This is a genomic window from Enterobacter sp. KB-280D8 (genome assembly GCF_041399405.1).
GTDB lineage: Bacteria > Pseudomonadota > Gammaproteobacteria > Enterobacterales > Enterobacteriaceae > Enterobacter > Enterobacter cloacae_N.
In genome coordinates, this window is record NZ_JBGKEC010000002.1 from 729,986 (window position 1) to 747,566 (window position 17,581).

Below are 17,581 nucleotides of genomic sequence, written 5' to 3' on the forward strand. Positions count from 1 at the left end.
GCGAATCGTTATCAAACTGAACGGCTACTTTACCACTGGAGAGCGCCTTGAAAACAGCCTTGCTTCTTGAGACGCTGCAAAATCAGCTAACAACACTGCGGACTCAGGCCACGCCGCTGATGGGCCACGCCACGGTGAAGCCGCGCTTTGACCGTCAGCTGTTCCGCACCCGCAGTACCTTAATTCAGGATTATCTTGCGGAGGCGCAGACCAACCTTGACGAGCTTCGTCACGCGGTTGAGAGTGAACAGCTGGAGCAGGCTCAGTGGCTCGCAGAGCATCTCACTGAGCAGATCACTGCTATGCATCGTGAAATCGCCGCCTGGCCGCTGCGCGCCTGGGACAGCGCCTCGCCTGGGCTCGGAAAATGGCAGCGCAAGCGGCTGGAGAACCAGGAGTTCGAGCGTCGCCTGTTTGAGATGAAGCGCGAGCGCGAAATGCGCCTGAACAACAGCGAAACGCTGGAAGAGCAACAGCTATTGATGCGCGAGATTAGCGCACTGGAAGGACGCATCGTTCGCTGCCGTCAGGCGCTGGATGAAATTGAGCGCGTGATTGAACGCCTGACCCGTTAACAGGAGCCACATCTATGTCACTGGAAAATGCACCCGATGAGGTCAAGCTGGCCGTCGATTTAATTATGCTGCTGGAGAATCATGAGATCCCGGCGGAGACGGTGCTGAAGGCACTGGAGATTGTGCGGCGGGATTTTGAAGGAAAGGTGAAGGCCGGTTGCTCTCACCCTAACCCTCTCCCTTGAGGGAGAGGGTAACGTTAGGTGCGGTTTGAAAGATCTGCATTGATTCGCTTTTTACCCTCTCCCCTCCGGGGAGAGGGCTGGGTGAGGGTCATCTCCCTTAATCTCGCGCTTCACTTCCGTGTGCTCATCGCCTTTCTCATTATGCAGGTGAACCTCAAGCTGGTTGAAGGCGATGTTAATGTTGTTTTCACGGCACAGGCGGTCGATCGCGCGGTTCAATTCGTCCACGGTGTAGCTGCGATCGCGCAGTTCACGCACGTATAAACGCAGCTCGTGATCCAGCGTGCTTGGCCCGAAGGTGGTGAAGAACACGTCTGGCGCTGGATCGTGCATGACCTTTGGATGCGATTTAGCGGCTTTTAGCAATACCTCTTTCACTTTATCCAGATCGGAACCGTAGGCCACGCCGAGGCGAATCACCACGCGCGTGGTGGTATCCGAGAGCGACCAGTTGATCAGCCGCTCGGTCACGAACGCTTTGTTCGGGATAATCACCTCTTTACGATCAAAGTCGGTGATGGTGGTGGCACGAATACGGATCTTGCTGACCGTACCGGAGAAGGTACCGATGGTAACGGTATCGCCAATTCGTACAGGACGTTCGAACAGGATGATCAGGCCAGAGACGAAGTTACCGAAGATCTCCTGCAGGCCGAAACCAAGACCGACCGAGAGAGCGGCCGCCAGCCATTGCAGTTTATCCCACGAGACGCCCAGCGAGCCGAATACCGTCATCGCGCCGACAATAATGATGACGTAATTCAGGATGGTGGTGATGGCGTATGACGCCCCCTGGCGCAGGTTCAGCCGTGACAGAACCAGCACTTCCAGCAGACCCGGCAGGTTGCGAATTAGCGCCCAGGCCACCACCGAAGACACCAGCGCAAACAGCAGGCTGCCCATGGTGACGCTTTTCATCACCGCCGCGCCGGCTTCGGTACCGTTGTATTGCCAGAGGGTAATACTGTCGAGATAGGCGAAGACCGTAATTAAATCAGACCAGATCGCCCAGAACATCACGGCAAACAGGGCGATCATCACCAGCATGGTGATACGCAGCGTCTGCTGGTTAACCTGCTCCAGCGCGATGGTCGGCTCTTCCTGCGGCTCCGCGCCTTCGGCCCCCTCTTTCACCTGATGCTGACGACGCGCTATCGCACGGCGGTAAGCAATGCGGCGGGCCGCAACGCTTAAGCCGCGCAGCACGGTCTGATAGAGCAGGTTCCAGACGATCACCAGATAGACCGTCTCGATCCAGCGCCCGGACAGACGCAGCGTGGTGTAGAAGTAGCCCGTTGCCGTAAGCACCATCAGTGCCAGCGGAATGATCGCCAGCACCGTCACGGTGGCCAGACGAAGATTGTGGGACTCTTTATCGCGCCAGCTGTCGCGGCACATCGGCCACATCAGGATGGCAATCAGCAGCAGGTTCAGCAGAATGACCAGCTGACCCAGCACATCATCCATCAGATGCAGCGGGGAAAGCTCAGAAATAACCGACCAGAAGTGCAGCGGCAGGAGCGCCAGGCTGACGCGCACAATTTGACGGCGCCAGTGGCTGGTTAGCTGAGCAGGCATGTTGAAGTGACGCACCGCCACGCCGTCTTTTTCCAGCACCTTCCAGCACACGCCAAATACCAGCCAGAACAGCGCCAGTTTTTTACTGAACGCCCAGAGCAGATCGCTGACGTTAAGTTGCATCGTGAGCAGAATCAGCCCCACGGCCAGAATGATCAGGCACACCGGCAGCGCGCGAATGAGATCGATCAGAATCGCTTTTGGCGTATGGAGCTGGCTGTCGTTGCGCAGTTGCCCCACTTCCGACGCCAGCTTCGCCTGGTACTGTTTCAGCCATTTCAAACGCCAGCGAATAAGACCGGCGATCAGCAGCAGCGGTAAACCGGCCAGGAAAGCAATCATTACCGCAGGCCAGGCTTTTTCCCAGTTCACGGTGATTTTCATGCTCTTAATCTGCGTTTTCAGCGTTTCCGGGAAGGACTTAATCCAGTCCCAGTCCATCGGCTTGTTGCTGTTCACCCAGAAAATCTGCTGCGTCAAAATCTCCTGCAGGCTTTTTGACACGCTGACCAGCTGCTGCTGGTTGATCTGCAGGTTAATCGCCATCATCAGCTGGTTGCCCAGCTGTTTGTTGAGCTGGTCCAGCAGTTCACGGCGCATATCCACCACCTGGAGCAGCGCGTCATGCACCTCAGGGTTCACGTCGCTGGAATGGCCCTCTTCAATTTTGGCGACGAAGGTATCGCTCTGGAAAAGGGCATCGCGCTGCTGGTTGACGTCAAACTGTTCCAGACGTAAATCCGCAATGCGGTTGGTCATGTCCTCCAGCTCGTCGGCGGACGGCAGCGTCTGCTGCTGCTGGTAGAGAATACGCGACAGCAGGAGACTGCCCTTCAGGACCGCAATCTGCTCTTTAATATTGCGTTCCGCCTGCAGCGCGCGATCCAGCCAGTTTTTCACCTTGATATTTTGCTGAACCAGCGAGTTGCCGTTTTCCGTCGCCAGTATCAGGCGCTGGCTGAGCTGATGGTTAGCCTCAAGCTCCTGTTTCACCAGCGGGTTGGCCTGAATGCGGGCAGTTTCGTCCGGCGATACGGCCTCCTGGGCGGTTTTTTCCGTCAGGGTCAGGCGTTTGCTGTTTACCGCTTCCTGCAACAGCTGAAGCTGGTGTTCAAGGCGATTAATATTCGCCGTCACGTAATCACGCTGTTTCTGAAGCGTGTCCTGCAGCACCGTGTTCCCTTCCAGGCTTTTACGCTGCTGTTCGATTTGCGCATTGAGCAACGACTGCTGAACCAGCAGCAGAGTTTGCTGCGTCGGGCGCAGCGTGCCTTCGCCCACCGTCGTGCCGTTCAGTCGGTTGCGGATCTGCTGCAGCTGCTGAGACGCGGTGTACATCGCATTTTGCACGCGCTCGGGCTGGGTTTGCAGGGAGACAAGCTGGCTGTTGTAGGTCGCGAGGTCGGACTGTGCGGTTTGCAGGTCGTCGAGCAGCTGGGCGACGCGCGATTCCAGCTGACGTAAAGAGAGCGTGGAGAGCGTCTTGCGCGTTTCATCGTCGTTATCGACGTCACTCAGCGCGCTCAGCGCTTCCGTGGCCTTACGCATGTTCTCCGGAGCCTGCGCCACCTTCTGACGAAGTTGGGTGGTTTCTGCTTTAACGCGCTCAATCTTATCAAGATTTTCCAGCGTTTCCGTTAGATCCTGCTGGGTGAGTTTCTCCTGAGGAGAGAGATCTTTTTGTTTATTCAGAGTGTCGAGCTGCGACTGAATTTCACTGCGCGAGGGAATATCAGTGCTGTTATCTGCGCGAGCCCAGGTCAGCGGCGCAGTGGAGAAGAAAAACAGCATAGCAAAGAGCAATGCAAATACAGGATGTTGCGAGCGATTGATGGGCAGCATAGTTGTGAATGATGTCAGCAGATGACCGAAAATAGTCCGGCGTGAAGAATATCACGCTCGCCGGAAGCAGAATAGCGCGAACATTACCCTCTAAGATAAATCCTGGAATGACTCAGGCAGATAACGAAGGCGCGTCGCCGCGCAGCGTGGGGCAGAGCTGTAGCATTTCCAGTAAAATCGCCACGTAGCTGCGGGCTTCCTCTTTGAGGTCAAAGGACTGCGGCGCAAACAGCCAGTTTTCCATGAGCCCTGAAATGTAGCTGCGCATCAGGACAGCCGCCCGGCGGGTCAGCAGACTGGCTGGTAACAGTTTTGCCTGCATACACAGATTCAGGTTCTGTTCAATCCGGTCATAGCTCTCCAGGCTGAGGCTGCGCTGCGCCTGTTGCACCACCGCCATTTCGCCCACGAACTCGCATTTATGAAAAATAATTTCCATCATTAATCTGCGACGCTCTTCAACTACCGTTGCTTCAAGGATATATACTAATATTTCTCTCAATACTGAGAGTGGATCGTCAGGGAATTTTGCCCGATACTCACTCTCGAGATCGCTAATGCTGGACTCTGAAAGCTCCCAGATTTCACTGAACAGATCTGACTTGTCTTTAAAATGCCAGTAAATCGCTCCCCGCGTCACACCAGCGGCCTGAGCATTTGCGCCAGCGAGGTTGAAGAAACACCCTGCTGAGAGAACAAACGTATCGCCACATCCAGAATGTGTTGTCGGGTTTCCAGCGCTTGTTGTTTAGTTTTTCGTGCCATAGGTGAGTGAATTTACAGGAGTTAGATTTACATACATTTGTGAATGTATGTACCATAGCATGACGATAATATAAACGCAGCAATGGGTTTTAGACTCAGGACCCTTGATCAATTTGAAATCGGACACTCGAGGTTTACATATGAACAAAAACAGAGGGTTAACGCCTCTGGCGGTCGTTCTGATGCTCTCAGGCAGCTTAGCGCTTACAGGATGTGACGACAAACCGGCTCAACAAGGAGCTCAGCAGGCGCCAGAAGTCGGCGTTGTGACACTCAAATCTGAACCTCTGCAGATCACCACCGAATTACCAGGCCGTACTAGCGCTTACCGCATTGCGGAAGTTCGTCCTCAGGTTAGCGGCATTATCCTGAAGCGTAACTTTACCGAAGGCGGCGATGTGCAGGCCGGTGAGTCTCTGTATCAGATTGATCCCGCGACCTATCAGGCTTCTTATGAAAGCGCGAAAGGTGACCTGGCTAAAGCACAAGCCGCGGCAAAAATTGCCCAGCTGACGCTGAACCGCTACCAGAAACTGCTCGGCACGAAGTACATCAGCCAACAGGATTACGATACCGCCCTGGCTGATGCCCAGCAGGCTAACGCAGCCGTGGTAGCAGCCAAAGCGGCAGTCGAAACCGCCCGCATCAACCTGGCCTATACCAAAGTGACCTCCCCTATCAGCGGACGTATTGGTAAATCTTCTGTGACGGAAGGGGCACTGGTACAGAACGGTCAGACTACTGCGCTGGCTACCGTGCAGCAGCTCGATCCGATCTACGTTGACGTGACGCAGTCCAGCAATGATTTCCTGCGCCTGAAACAGGAGCTGGCTAACGGCACCCTTAAACAGGAAAACGGCAAAGCCAAAGTGGAGCTGGTTACCAACGACGGTATCAAGTTCCCGCAGGAAGGTACTCTGGAATTCTCCGACGTGACGGTCGACCAGACCACCGGTTCCATCACCTTACGTGCGATTTTCCCGAACCCTGACAAAAATCTGCTGCCAGGTATGTTCGTTCGCGCGCGTCTGGAAGAAGGAACGAATCCAACCGCACTTCTGGTTCCACAGCAGGGTGTGACCCGTACGCCACGCGGCGATGCGAGCGCACTGGTTGTCGGGGCAGATAACAAAGTCGAAACGCGCAATATCACCGCTACCCAGGCGATTGGCGATAAATGGCTGGTGACGGAAGGTCTGAAAGATGGCGATCGCGTGATTGTTACTGGTTTGCAAAAAGTACGTCCTGGCGCGCAGGTAAAAGCACAGGAAGTGACATCTGACGATAAACAACAAGCTTCGGCCGCTGGCCAGTCAGAACAAACCAAGTCTTAACTTAAACAGGAGCCGTTAAGACATGCCTAATTTCTTTATCGATCGCCCCATATTTGCGTGGGTGATCGCCATTATCATCATGCTGGCCGGGGGACTTGCGATCCTGAAGCTGCCTGTTGCGCAATATCCAACGATTGCGCCACCGGCGGTGACGATCTCCGCAACCTACCCGGGGGCTGATGCGAAAACGGTGCAGGATACCGTAACTCAGGTTATCGAACAGAACATGAACGGTATCGATAACCTGATGTACATGTCCTCAAACAGTGACTCCACCGGTACGGTTCAGATTACCCTGACCTTTGAATCCGGTACAGATGCGGACATTGCGCAGGTTCAGGTGCAGAACAAACTGCAGCTGGCGATGCCTCTTCTGCCGCAGGAAGTGCAACAGCAGGGTGTGAGCGTCGAGAAATCGTCCAGCAGCTTCCTGATGGTTGTCGGCGTTATCAACACCAACGGCACCATGACGCAGGAGGATATTTCCGACTACGTGGGCGCCAACATGAAGGACGCCATCAGCCGTACGTCCGGTGTGGGTGACGTTCAGCTGTTCGGTTCCCAGTACGCGATGCGTATCTGGATGGATCCGAACAAACTGAACAACTTCCAGCTGACGCCGGTTGACGTGATTAACGCGATTAAAGCGCAGAACGCCCAGGTGGCAGCCGGTCAGTTAGGCGGTACGCCGCCGGTGAAAGGTCAGCAGCTTAACGCGTCCATTATCGCGCAAACCCGTCTGACCTCCGCCGATGAGTTCAGCAAAATTCTGCTGAAGGTGAACCAGGACGGTTCGCAGGTTCGTCTGCGCGACGTGGCCAAGGTTGAGCTGGGTGGTGAGAACTACGACATCATCGCGAAGTTTAACGGTAAACCGGCCTCTGGCCTGGGTATCAAACTGGCGACGGGCGCGAACGCCCTGGACACCGCGACGGCGATCCGTGCGGAACTGAAGAAGATGGAACCGTTCTTCCCGTCAGGTCTGAAAATCGTTTATCCGTATGACACTACGCCTTTCGTTAAAATTTCGATTCACGAAGTGGTTAAAACGCTGGTAGAAGCGATCATCCTGGTGTTCCTGGTGATGTATCTGTTCCTGCAAAACTTCCGCGCGACGCTGATCCCAACCATCGCCGTGCCGGTCGTTCTGCTGGGGACCTTTGCCATCCTTGCAGCCTTTGGGTTCTCGATAAACACCCTGACGATGTTCGGGATGGTGCTCGCCATCGGCCTGCTGGTGGATGACGCCATCGTGGTAGTAGAGAACGTCGAGCGCGTGATGGCGGAAGAAGGTTTGCCGCCGAAGGAAGCCACCCGTAAATCCATGGGCCAGATCCAGGGCGCGCTGGTGGGTATCGCGATGGTGCTGTCCGCGGTATTTATTCCGATGGCCTTCTTCGGGGGCTCTACGGGTGCGATTTACCGCCAGTTCTCCATTACCATCGTTTCCGCGATGGCGCTGTCGGTACTGGTGGCGTTGATCCTGACGCCAGCGCTGTGTGCCACCATGCTGAAGCCAGTTCAGAAAGGCGGTCACGGCGAGCATAAAGGGTTCTTCGGCTGGTTTAACCGCATGTTTGATAAGAGCACGCACCACTACACCGACAGCGTGGGCAATATCCTGCGCAGCACCGGTCGTTATCTGTTGCTCTATATCATCATCGTTGTGGGGATGGCTTTCCTGTTCGTTCGTCTGCCAAGCTCGTTCCTGCCAGATGAAGACCAGGGCGTGTTCCTGACGATGGCGCAGCTTCCGGCAGGGGCGTCGCAAGAGCGTACCCAGAAAGTGCTGGATGAAGTGACGGACTACTACCTCACCAAAGAGAAAGCGAACGTTGAATCCGTGTTTGCGGTTAACGGCTTTGGCTTTGCGGGTCGTGGTCAGAACACCGGTATCGCCTTCGTTTCTCTGAAAGACTGGGCGGATCGTCCGGGCGATGAGAATAAAGTTGAAGCGATCACGGGCCGTGCCATGGGCACCTTCTCGCAGATTAAAGATGCGATGGTCTTCGCCTTTAACCTGCCAGCGATTGTTGAACTGGGTACGGCAACCGGTTTCGACTTCCAGCTGATCGACCAGGGCGGTCTGGGTCATGAGAAACTGACGCAGGCGCGTAACCAGCTATTCGGCGAAGTGGCTAAACACCCTGACCTGCTGGTTGGCGTACGTCCAAACGGCCTGGAAGATACGCCGCAGTACAAGATCGATATCGATCAGGAGAAAGCGCAGGCGCTGGGCGTGTCCATCAGCGACATCAATACCACGCTGGGTGCGGCTTGGGGCGGTAGCTACGTCAACGACTTCATCGACCGCGGTCGCGTGAAGAAAGTGTACGTGATGTCAGAGGCGCAGTACCGTATGCTGCCGAACGATATTAACAACTGGTACGTTCGCGGCAGCAATGGCCAGATGGTGCCGTTCTCAGCCTTCTCGACGTCGCGCTGGGAATACGGTTCACCGCGTCTGGAACGTTACAACGGTCTGCCGTCGATGGAAATCCTGGGTCAGGCCGCGCCGGGCCGAAGCACCGGTGAAGCCATGAACCTGATGGAAGAGCTGGCAAGCAAACTGCCTGCGGGTATTGGCTATGACTGGACCGGTATGTCCTATCAGGAACGTCTGTCCGGTAACCAGGCCCCTGCCCTGTACGCTATTTCACTGATTGTGGTCTTCCTGTGTCTGGCGGCACTGTACGAGAGCTGGTCAATTCCGTTCTCCGTTATGTTGGTGGTTCCACTCGGGGTTATCGGTGCGCTGCTTGCCGCAACGTTCCGCGGATTGACCAACGACGTGTACTTCCAGGTAGGCCTGCTGACAACCATTGGCTTGTCGGCGAAGAACGCGATACTTATCGTTGAATTCGCCAAAGATCTGATGGAGAAAGAAGGCAAAGGGCTTATCGAGGCGACGCTTGAAGCGGTGCGTATGCGTCTGCGTCCAATCCTGATGACCTCTCTGGCGTTCATCCTCGGCGTAATGCCGCTGGTTATCAGCTCCGGTGCGGGCTCCGGTGCGCAGAATGCGGTAGGTACAGGTGTAATGGGCGGTATGATCACCGCGACCGTGCTGGCTATCTTCTTCGTCCCGGTGTTCTTCGTGGTGGTTCGCCGCCGCTTCAGCCGTAAGAATGAAGATGTTGAGCATAGTCATTCGGTAGAACCTCACTGATACCGGTTTCATATAATAAAAAGGCCGCATTTGCGGCCTTTTTCATTTTCAGAAAAAATCATAAAATAAGCTTATTGAGGTCCTATTTATTTTCTGCCATCTTAATCAGGCATATCATAATTAACTGATAACTTAATCGGTGAATTCAGAATTTTTCTAAATCTATTTCCCCGCTTAAGTTGTTAGGAATATTCCTAATTAAAAGTTCAGACAAACAAAACGCCAGTTCTGAACTTTTCTTCTGACCGTACGCTAAGCCAATGAAACGTAAGGAAGCGAAAAAAACAATCGTTAATCAGGATAAAAACGTCCGGTTCCGGATGAACATTTGCGTAGACGCTCGCAGCCTGCGGTTTTATTTGTAATTTTTCGTAATAGCGCGGTGAAATCCAGGAAGGAGTGGCTTATAGTTAGGTTATCAGGAACACAGCACTCATGTAGCTAAGTCAGTTGTATCCATCCCGACAATGATGTTCGGTGAGTAAGAAATCACTCAGAAGGGGATGCGCTATGGACGAGTACTCGCCAAAAAGGCATGATATCGCGCAGTTGAAATTTCTCTGCGAATCCTTGTACCATGACTGCCTTGCCAATCTTGATGAAAGCAACCATGGCTGGGTAAACGACCCAACGTCTGCCATCAATTTACAGTTGAATGAGCTGATAGAGCATATTGCTACCTTCGCACTTAATTATAAAATTAAGTACAATGAAGATAATAAGCTCATTGAGCAAATTGATGAATACCTGGACGACACCTTTATGTTGTTCAGCAGCTACGGCATTAACGCCCAGGATTTGCAAAAATGGCGTAAATCGGGAAACCGGCTATTCCGCTGTTTCGTCAACGTGAGCAGAGCTAACCCGGTTAGTCTTTCCTATTAAAATTATTACAATTACTAAGGTGAATTTATGTCTGATAAACCACTCACAAAGATCGATTATTTGATGCGCTTACGACGTTGCCAGTCAATTGACACCCTTGAACGCGTCATTGAAAAGAATAAATACGAGCTTTCTGATAATGAACTGGCGGTATTTTATTCAGCCGCTGACCATCGCCTTGCAGAGCTGACGATGAATAAGCTGTATGACAAAATCCCCACTTCTGTGTGGAAATTTGTTCGTTAATCTTTGAAGTGTGTCTGTAGAGGTTCTACGCCACGTTATAAGCTGTATTCACCTGTCCCGTTATGCTTCCTGCGCGAAAGCCAGGTCTCCGTGTTAAACGCGCTCATCTGCAACAATGTTGTGACTCTGGTCACATCGGCTTTCCGGGAACGTTCCCCTGACTGCCAGTTGCGATTACCCTTCAGGAATAACATCCAGAGAGGTTCCGATGAGCATAGAAAAACAGAAGATGATTTCAGGTGAACATTACCGCCCCGGTGATGAGACGCTACGAGCCGACCGGCTGCGGGCGCGCCATCTGATTCACCGCTATAACCACACCGCGCCTGACGAAAAAACAGAACGCCAGAACATTCTGGCGGAACTGCTGGGACAAAGCGAAGGGGCGTATATTGAGCCGAGCTTCCGCTGTGACTATGGATATAACATTTATCTCGGCAAAGACTTTTACGCTAACTTCGATTGCGTGATGCTTGATGTCTGCCCTGTTCGTATTGGCGATAACTGCATGCTCGCGCCAGGCGTACATATTTATACGGCAACCCATCCGCTGGATGCAGAAGAACGTAACAGCGGCGTGGAGTTCGGTAAGCCCGTCACTATTGGCAATAATGTCTGGATTGGTGGACGTGCGGTCATTAACCCTGGCGTCACCATCGGCGATAATGTGGTGGTGGCTTCCGGTGCCGTCGTGACGAAAGACGTCCCGGCTAACGTCGTCGTGGGCGGCAATCCGGCGAAAATCATCAAAACGCTGTAACGCTCCGGGGGAGCCAACTGTTATGATCTTTTACCACCAGACTGTTACTTTTTTCAGCCTGATGGCTCCCCTAAAATTGGCAGACACCCTGTATTGTCAACTCTCATAAAGGCCAAAAATGACCGAGATACAGCGCCTGCTTACCGCCACCATCGACGATCTTAACCACCGCGAAAAGCGCGACAATCGCCCGCGCTTTAGCATTAGCTTTATCCGCAAACATCCCGGGCTGTTTGTTGCCATGTATGCCGCCTGGCTGGCGACGCTGATTGTAATGCTGAAGTCCGAAACGCTGGTGGACTCCGTCTGGCTGCTGGTGGTGCTGTTTGTCGTCTTTAACGCCTTTTTCTTTTTCGACGTGAATCCCCGCTACCGTTACGAAGATATTGACGTGCTCGATTTCCGGGTCTGCTACAACGGCGAATGGTACAACACGCGTTTCGTGCCCAGGGAGCTAATCGAAAACATCATGCACTCTCCGGCTGTCGACACCGTGCAAAAAGAGAAGCTGCAGAAAATGGTCGCCACCAAAGGCCAGCTCTCGTTTTATGATGTCTTTACCCTTTCCCGACCTGCTGCTGCGTAATTAACGCCTGCAGGCGTCGGATCCCCGGTGCAAACTGCGAAGCAGAGGTGTTGCCGTAACCTAAAACCAGGCCGGTTTGCCCCTGCTTCCTCTCCAGGTAGTACCCGCTCAGTGCCGCGGGTGCCAGCTGAAACGGCCTCGCCTTCTCTACCAGCCTCTGGTCATCAATACCGTCTATCGACAGCGTCAGGTGCATCCCGCCTTCGCCGGCCAGAATACGGTGCGGAGTATGAAGCTCTGCGCCGAGCACCTCCCGCAGCTGGCGGTAACGCTTACGATAAAGGCGACGCATCGCGGCCAGATGACGGGCATAGTGCCCCTCCTCAATAAACAGCGCCAGGGTGCGCTGTTCTGCGCGATGCCCGCCGCGCAGCAGCGAGCCGATGGCCGGACGCGCCGCTTTCGCCAGCGCTGGCGGCAACACCATAAACCCCATTCTGAGAGACGGAAACAGCGTTTTGCTGAAGGTTCCCAGATACACAACGGGCGCGTTGTTGACCATTCCCAGCATCGCCGGTACCGGCTCACCGACATAACGGAACTCGCTGTCGTAGTCGTCCTCAATGATCCACGCCTTGTGCTGGCGGGCCAGCTCCAGCAGCGCAAGCCGCCGCCGCGCGCTGAGCACGCTCCCGTAAGGAAACTGGTGCGATGGCGAGGTAAAAATCAGCGTGGGTGAAGGCGCATGCAGCCCTTCCCAGCGCATCCCCTCGTCATCCACCGGTATACCGGTCATCGCCAGGCCCGTTTTAACAAAGGCGCTTTTAGCCCCGCTATAGCCAGGGTTTTCCACCCAGGCGACATCCCCCGGCTCGCTTAACAACATCGTGCACAAATTAACGCCCTCGAGCGCCCCTTCGGTTATCACAATCTGGCTGGCGTCACAGTCAATGCCGCGAGAGAGGGCAAGGTGGCGGGCAATGGCTGCCCGCAGCGACGGCTCCCCGGCCGGGTCGCCATAGCCCAGCAGAGCGCTCCCCTCCTCCCGCAGGACGCGATCGTACAGTCGTCGCCACAGCGGCAAGGGGAAATAGTTGATGGCGGGCGTTCCCGGCGTAAACGCCATTACCGGGGTGTCGCGCGGTACAGGCTCAGGCAGCTGAGCGACACGTTTTGCAAGCCGGACGTCAGGATCCGGCAGCCCCCGCCGGCTGGCACGATGGGCGAATTGCGCCACCCGCGTCCCCTGACGGTTACGCAGCAAATAGCCTTCAAGCGTGAGCTGGTCCAGCGCCGCATTGACGGTGTTCCGGGAAACGCAAAGCTGCTGCGCCAACGTTCGCGAGCCGGACAGGTGGCTCCCGGAGCGAAGTCTTCCGCCCAGTATGGCCTCCCGCAAAGCGAGATAGAGCGCGCGCTGGAGCGTCTCTTCCCCACGCGTTTTCAGCGCAGCGTGAAGCAAAGTATAAAGTTCATCGCCCGGTATGTTCATTTCATCTCCTTGTGGTACCACTAAAACATAGTCGAGTGGTTCTTTTTAAGGAACCAGTATTTTTTTAATCTTGAACTCTTCTCAACGTCACGGAAATAAAAATGAAGACATTCAATGAGTTTGGACAACCTGTGGGCGAAGCTCTTACCGACTGGCAGCCCCGCCCTCATCCGTCCCGGGTGGTACTGCAGGGGCGTTATTGTCGGCTTGAACCGCTGCGCGTGGAGCATGCCGAAGCGTTGTTCTCCGCCTATGCTCTGGCCGGAGACACCCGCAGCTGGACGTGGCTGCTGCGTGAACCCGATGCCACGGCCGCGGAGTTTGCCGAATGGGTGGCAAGCGTGTGTGAGTTATCGGACCCGATGCACTTTACGGTTATTGATAATCACACTCAGGCCCCGGTCGGGACGCTGGCCCTGATGCGGATCGATCCCAAAAACGGCGTTGTGGAAGTAGGACACGTTCACTTCTCCGTGCTATTAAGCCGTACGCCCATGTCAACAGAAGCGCAATATCTGCTAATGCGGTACGTGTTCGATACCCTTGGCTATCGGCGATATGAATGGAAGTGCAACAGCCTGAACGAGCCTTCGCGCAAAGCGGCACTGCGTCTGGGCTTTCAGTTTGAAGGGCGCTTTCGCCAGGCGCTGGTCATAAAAGGCCGTAACCGGGATACCGACTGGTTTTCGATTCTCGACAAAGAGTGGCCGGCGCTGGCGAGCGCCTTTGAAGGCTGGCTTGCCACCGACAATTTTACTGTCGATGGCAAACAGAAGAGATCCCTGGAAAGCTGGCGAGAAACGCGCGTTTAGCGTCTTTTTTTACGTCCCTGCACCGCCTTAAAGCGCGGATTGGATTTGCAAATCACGTATAAGCGTCCCTTGCGTTTGACTACCTGGCAATCCGGGTGACGCTGTTTTGCGCTGCGCAATGAGTTAAGCACCTGCATGGTTAGCCCCGCTTCGCATTAAGAAAACCGCCAAAACGCTTGCGGAAGCGCGCCGCGCTGCCGTCCGTGGAGAACGTTTTTTGCTTGCCGGTATAAAACGGATGCGATTTTGAAGAAACCTCGATGGTGATGTACGGATACGTTTCACCGTCGAGTTCAATTTCGCGGTCGGTTTTAATGGTTGAACCAACTTTAAAGTATTCATTGGCACTGGTGTCGTGGAATACCACGGTGCGATACGCTGGATGGATGTTTGGTTTCATCGTAAACCCTTTGTGTTTTGTTATAACATAACAAAATAATATCCAGGCCATGTTGAAAAAACAACCCCCACTCTCCCGACGATATTTTCTGATTTGCTTTAGATAACATGAAAACCCTGCCCCCACGTGCTATAACTATTTCATTTCGCGGTAAAATATCTCTCTGCAGGCAGGGAACTCAGTGTCCGAATTCGGACATATGAGAAAGGAAACGACAGCATGAAAACCCGACATCTGGTCAGTCTGGTGACTGGCGTACTTATCTTTTCCGTGCTGGTTCCCATTTGCCTCAGCATCTGGCTGGCCCATCGCCAGGCGGAAGAGAAATTTGTCGATGCGCTGGATAGCTATGCTTCTCGCGTGCTGATGCGCACCGACAGGGTCGTGGATCAAGCTAAAGAAGCGTTAAATCATCTGCAGGAATTTAAAGGGGTCCCCTGTAGTCCGCTGCACTTGAGGGAGATACGTCGGGTCGCGTTCTCATGGCGCTATATCCAGGAGGTGATCTACATCGACAATCTCCGCCCAATCTGCTCTTCGCTTGAACAGGCCAGCAAAGCGGTCCCTTACCCTCCTCCCATGCGGATAACCGAAGATGGTTACAGCGCGTGGCTCACCGCACAAAACGATCTTGGTTTTCACCGCTACATGGCCGTCCTGGGCAAAGGTCATTACCTTGTTCTGATCGATCCTGCCTCGCTTGTGGATGTGATCCCCTTCGGGGCGATTGCTATTGATGCCGCCCTGGTGGGAAGCGCAACGCATCTTATTTTCGCCAGCAGTAACACGCTTGATCCGCATATCCGCGATCAGGTTAACGATCGGGGTATCTCCAGCATTCAGTACAATGGTTCGATGTATGTGATGAAACCAGTCCCTGAGTTGGGGTTTACCGTCGTTGCATGGGCTACGCTCAAGCCCCTGGCTGAAACCTGGCACCGGCAACTGCTTTTCTGGCTGCCGTTTGGCATGCTGATAAGCGTGCTTGCGGCACTGTTTGTCCTGCGGATCCTGCGACGCATCCAGTCGCCACGCAATCGCCTGCTTGACGCCATTAACAGCCGCGATTTTGTAGTTCACTATCAGCCCATTGTGGCGCTGTGTAGCGGCAAAATTGTCGGCGCAGAGGCACTGGCGCGCTGGCCCCAGCCAGACGGAAGCAGTCTCTCGCCTGATATTTTTGTGCCGCTTGCTGAACAAACCGGCCTCATCTCGCAGCTGACGCAGTTAGTCGTGGAAAAAGTGTTTGAAGATATGGGCCACTGGCTGCAGCTCCACCCCGATCAGCATATCTCCATCAACCTCGCCCCGGCCGATTTGACCTCCAGTAACCTGCCGCCTTTACTGAGCCAGCTACTGAATAAGTGGCAGATTCACCCCAGACAAATCGCCCTTGAGTTAACCGAGCGTGGCTTTGCTGACCCCAAAATCAGCGCGCCGGCTATCGCCGCGTTTCGCCGTTCGGGCCACCCTGTCTACATTGATGATTTCGGCACGGGCTATTCCAGCCTCAGCTATCTGCAGGATCTTGATGTCGACACGCTAAAAATTGATAAATCGTTCGTGGATGCGCTGGAGTACAAAAACGTAACGCCGCACATTATCGAAATGGCAAAATCGCTGCAGCTGGCGATGGTGGCGGAAGGCGTGGAGACCGAAGGGCAGCTCACCTGGCTGCACCGCCACGGCGTGCAGTACGGGCAGGGATGGTTCTACAGTAAGGCGCTGCCAAAGACGGAATTTATTCTTTGGGCAGAAAACAACCTCGCCACGCGCTCTACTTAAGATAGGATTTGATCACCTGCAGCACAACGCCAAGATCGGCTTCACGCTGCGCCTCTTCAGGCTCTTTCACGACATGATCGGTAAGATGCCCTTCAATCACCTGCATCATCATGCCATTGACCGCTCCACGGATCGCCGCCAGCTGCTGTAGCACGTCGGCACATTCGTGATCGCTGTTGAGCATTTTTTCCAGCGCGGTGCTCTGCCCCTGAATTTTCTTCAGGCGAGTCAATAACATCTTCTTGTCGCGAACGGTATGTGACATCTCTGTCTCCCTCTGTTTTGGCTTTTTAAGCATATCACGCTCTACTCCCCCTGAGTATTTTTCTACTGGGGGGTAGTATTACTCTACTGGGGGGGAGTACTATTTGCGCACGCTTTCCACACTGGAAATTTCAATGAACGATTTTGCTTCACTCCTGCAGCAGGGTAATGCCTGGCTGTTTGTTCCCAGCGCTATCCTGCTCGGTGCGCTGCATGGCCTGGAGCCGGGCCACTCAAAAACAATGATGGCTGCCTTTATCGTGGCTATCCGCGGCACGCTGAAGCAGGCGGTGCTGCTCGGTCTGGCGGCAACGCTTTCCCATACGGCGGTGGTCTGGATCATTGCCATGGCGGGATTATGGTTTGGCCGCGGCTGGGACGCACATACGTCCGAACCCTGGTTCCAGCTGATCTCCGGGGTGTTGATCGTTGCGATCGCCCTGTGGATGGCGTGGCGAACCTGGAAAGAGAGCCAGCCGCACGATCATCATCACGATCATGACCACCATCATGATCATCACCATCATGATCATCACCATCACCACGCACACCCGCTGGTTGAAGAGGAGTGGCAGGACGCCCACCAGCGCGCGCACGCGCAGGATATTAATCGACGTTTTAACGGGCAAAACGTGACGACGGGACAGATCGCGATGTTTGGCCTGACCGGCGGGCTTATCCCCTGCCCGGCATCCATCACCGTTCTGCTAATCTGCCTGCAGTTGAAGCATTTTGCGCTCGGCGCGACGCTGGTATTCAGCTTCAGTATCGGTCTGGCGTTAACGCTGGTCGCTTCCGGCGCGATTGCCGCCTTAAGTCTTAAGCACGCGACAAAACGCTGGCCCGGATTTAGCGAACTTTCCCGCAAAGCGCCGTGGATCTCCGCGGCGCTAATTATCGTGGTAGGGATTTACATGAGCCTGCATGGCCTGAGCGGCATTCTGGCGTAAGCCTGCGGCCACG

The 17,581-nt window shown here is 54.4% G+C and carries 16 protein-coding genes and 1 pseudogene; 11 read left to right on the forward strand and 6 right to left on the reverse strand.

Annotated elements, in window-relative coordinates; genetic code table 11:
* Positions 1-47: 47 nt before the first annotated feature.
* Together priC and rsmS are read left to right on the forward strand one after the other, a co-directional pair.
* Positions 48-575 (forward strand): primosomal replication protein N'', encoded by a 528-nt coding sequence (gene priC / locus AB8818_RS08965; RefSeq protein ID WP_192983394.1) that lies wholly within the window; start codon positions 48-50, stop codon positions 573-575.
* Between the two features lie 14 nt (positions 576-589).
* Positions 590-760: a pleiotropic regulatory protein RsmS gene (rsmS, locus tag AB8818_RS08970; RefSeq protein ID WP_192983397.1), complete on the forward strand. Its 171-nt coding sequence runs from the start codon at positions 590-592 to the stop codon at positions 758-760.
* A gap of 51 nt (positions 761-811) precedes the next feature.
* Here the strand turns inward: rsmS and mscK are convergent, their stop codons facing one another.
* Both mscK and acrR read right to left on the reverse strand, forming a co-directional pair.
* Positions 812-4,180: a mechanosensitive channel MscK gene (gene mscK / locus AB8818_RS08975; RefSeq protein ID WP_192983400.1), complete on the reverse strand. Its 3,369-nt coding sequence runs from the start codon at positions 4,178-4,180 to the stop codon at positions 812-814.
* 112 nt (positions 4,181-4,292) lie between these two features.
* Positions 4,293-4,945, reverse strand: a pseudogene (gene acrR, locus AB8818_RS08980) (multidrug efflux transporter transcriptional repressor AcrR).
* Positions 4,946-5,085: 140 nt separating this feature from the next.
* On the opposite strand from acrR, the gene acrA reads away from it, so the two are divergent.
* From acrA to AB8818_RS09010, 6 genes are all read left to right on the forward strand, one after another.
* Positions 5,086-6,279 (forward strand): multidrug efflux RND transporter periplasmic adaptor subunit AcrA, encoded by a 1,194-nt coding sequence (acrA, locus tag AB8818_RS08985; protein WP_061099016.1) that lies wholly within the window; start codon positions 5,086-5,088, stop codon positions 6,277-6,279.
* Positions 6,280-6,301: 22 nt separating this feature from the next.
* Positions 6,302-9,448: a multidrug efflux RND transporter permease subunit AcrB gene (gene acrB, locus AB8818_RS08990; protein ID WP_061099017.1), complete on the forward strand. Its 3,147-nt coding sequence runs from the start codon at positions 6,302-6,304 to the stop codon at positions 9,446-9,448.
* A gap of 510 nt (positions 9,449-9,958) precedes the next feature.
* Entirely contained in the window at positions 9,959-10,333 is a 375-nt protein-coding gene (gene tomB, locus AB8818_RS08995) for an Hha toxicity modulator TomB (RefSeq protein ID WP_192983403.1), read from the forward strand.
* 27 nt (positions 10,334-10,360) lie between these two features.
* Positions 10,361-10,579, forward strand: coding sequence for an HHA domain-containing protein (locus AB8818_RS09000; RefSeq protein ID WP_008499287.1), 219 nt, complete (start codon positions 10,361-10,363; stop codon positions 10,577-10,579).
* Between the two features lie 208 nt (positions 10,580-10,787).
* Positions 10,788-11,339, forward strand: a complete 552-nt coding sequence (maa, locus tag AB8818_RS09005; protein WP_163330441.1) for a maltose O-acetyltransferase — start codon at positions 10,788-10,790, stop codon at positions 11,337-11,339.
* Positions 11,340-11,457: 118 nt separating this feature from the next.
* A complete protein-coding gene (locus AB8818_RS09010; protein ID WP_116341568.1) occupies positions 11,458-11,925 on the forward strand; it encodes a YlaC family protein in 468 nt (155 codons plus the stop codon).
* Here the strand turns inward: AB8818_RS09010 and AB8818_RS09015 are convergent.
* Positions 11,897-13,357 carry a PLP-dependent aminotransferase family protein gene (locus tag AB8818_RS09015; protein ID WP_316387334.1) on the reverse strand — a complete coding sequence of 487 codons (1,461 nt, stop codon included), beginning with the start codon at positions 13,355-13,357 and terminating at the stop codon, positions 11,897-11,899. The two genes, AB8818_RS09010 and AB8818_RS09015, sit on opposite strands and share 29 nt — an antisense overlap.
* Before the next feature lie 101 nt (positions 13,358-13,458).
* Here AB8818_RS09015 and AB8818_RS09020 point away from each other — a divergent pair, with 101 nt between their 5' ends.
* Positions 13,459-14,169 (forward strand): GNAT family N-acetyltransferase, encoded by a 711-nt coding sequence (locus AB8818_RS09020; RefSeq protein WP_192983409.1) that lies wholly within the window; start codon positions 13,459-13,461, stop codon positions 14,167-14,169.
* Here the strand turns inward: AB8818_RS09020 and ykgO are convergent.
* Both ykgO and AB8818_RS09030 read right to left on the reverse strand, forming a co-directional pair.
* The gene (gene ykgO / locus AB8818_RS09025; RefSeq protein ID WP_163330438.1) at positions 14,166-14,306 is read right to left on the reverse strand and encodes a type B 50S ribosomal protein L36; all 141 of its coding nucleotides are present in this window, start codon (positions 14,304-14,306) and stop codon (positions 14,166-14,168) included. The genes AB8818_RS09020 and ykgO overlap by 4 nt on opposite strands.
* Before the next feature lie 2 nt (positions 14,307-14,308).
* Positions 14,309-14,569 (reverse strand): type B 50S ribosomal protein L31, encoded by a 261-nt coding sequence (locus AB8818_RS09030; RefSeq protein WP_006176933.1) that lies wholly within the window; start codon positions 14,567-14,569, stop codon positions 14,309-14,311.
* Between the two features lie 219 nt (positions 14,570-14,788).
* Between AB8818_RS09030 and AB8818_RS09035 the strand changes: the two genes are divergently transcribed.
* A complete protein-coding gene (locus tag AB8818_RS09035; RefSeq protein ID WP_192983412.1) occupies positions 14,789-16,354 on the forward strand; it encodes an EAL domain-containing protein in 1,566 nt (521 codons plus the stop codon).
* On the opposite strand, the gene AB8818_RS09040 is transcribed toward AB8818_RS09035, so the two are convergent.
* Entirely contained in the window at positions 16,347-16,619 is a 273-nt protein-coding gene (locus tag AB8818_RS09040) for a metal-sensing transcriptional repressor (RefSeq protein WP_116341576.1), read from the reverse strand. The two genes, AB8818_RS09035 and AB8818_RS09040, sit on opposite strands and share 8 nt — an antisense overlap.
* Before the next feature lie 133 nt (positions 16,620-16,752).
* Here AB8818_RS09040 and AB8818_RS09045 point away from each other — a divergent pair, with 133 nt between their 5' ends.
* Positions 16,753-17,568 (forward strand): nickel/cobalt efflux protein RcnA, encoded by an 816-nt coding sequence (locus AB8818_RS09045; RefSeq protein ID WP_163330436.1) that lies wholly within the window; start codon positions 16,753-16,755, stop codon positions 17,566-17,568.
* The last annotated feature ends 13 nt before the right edge of the window (positions 17,569-17,581 follow it).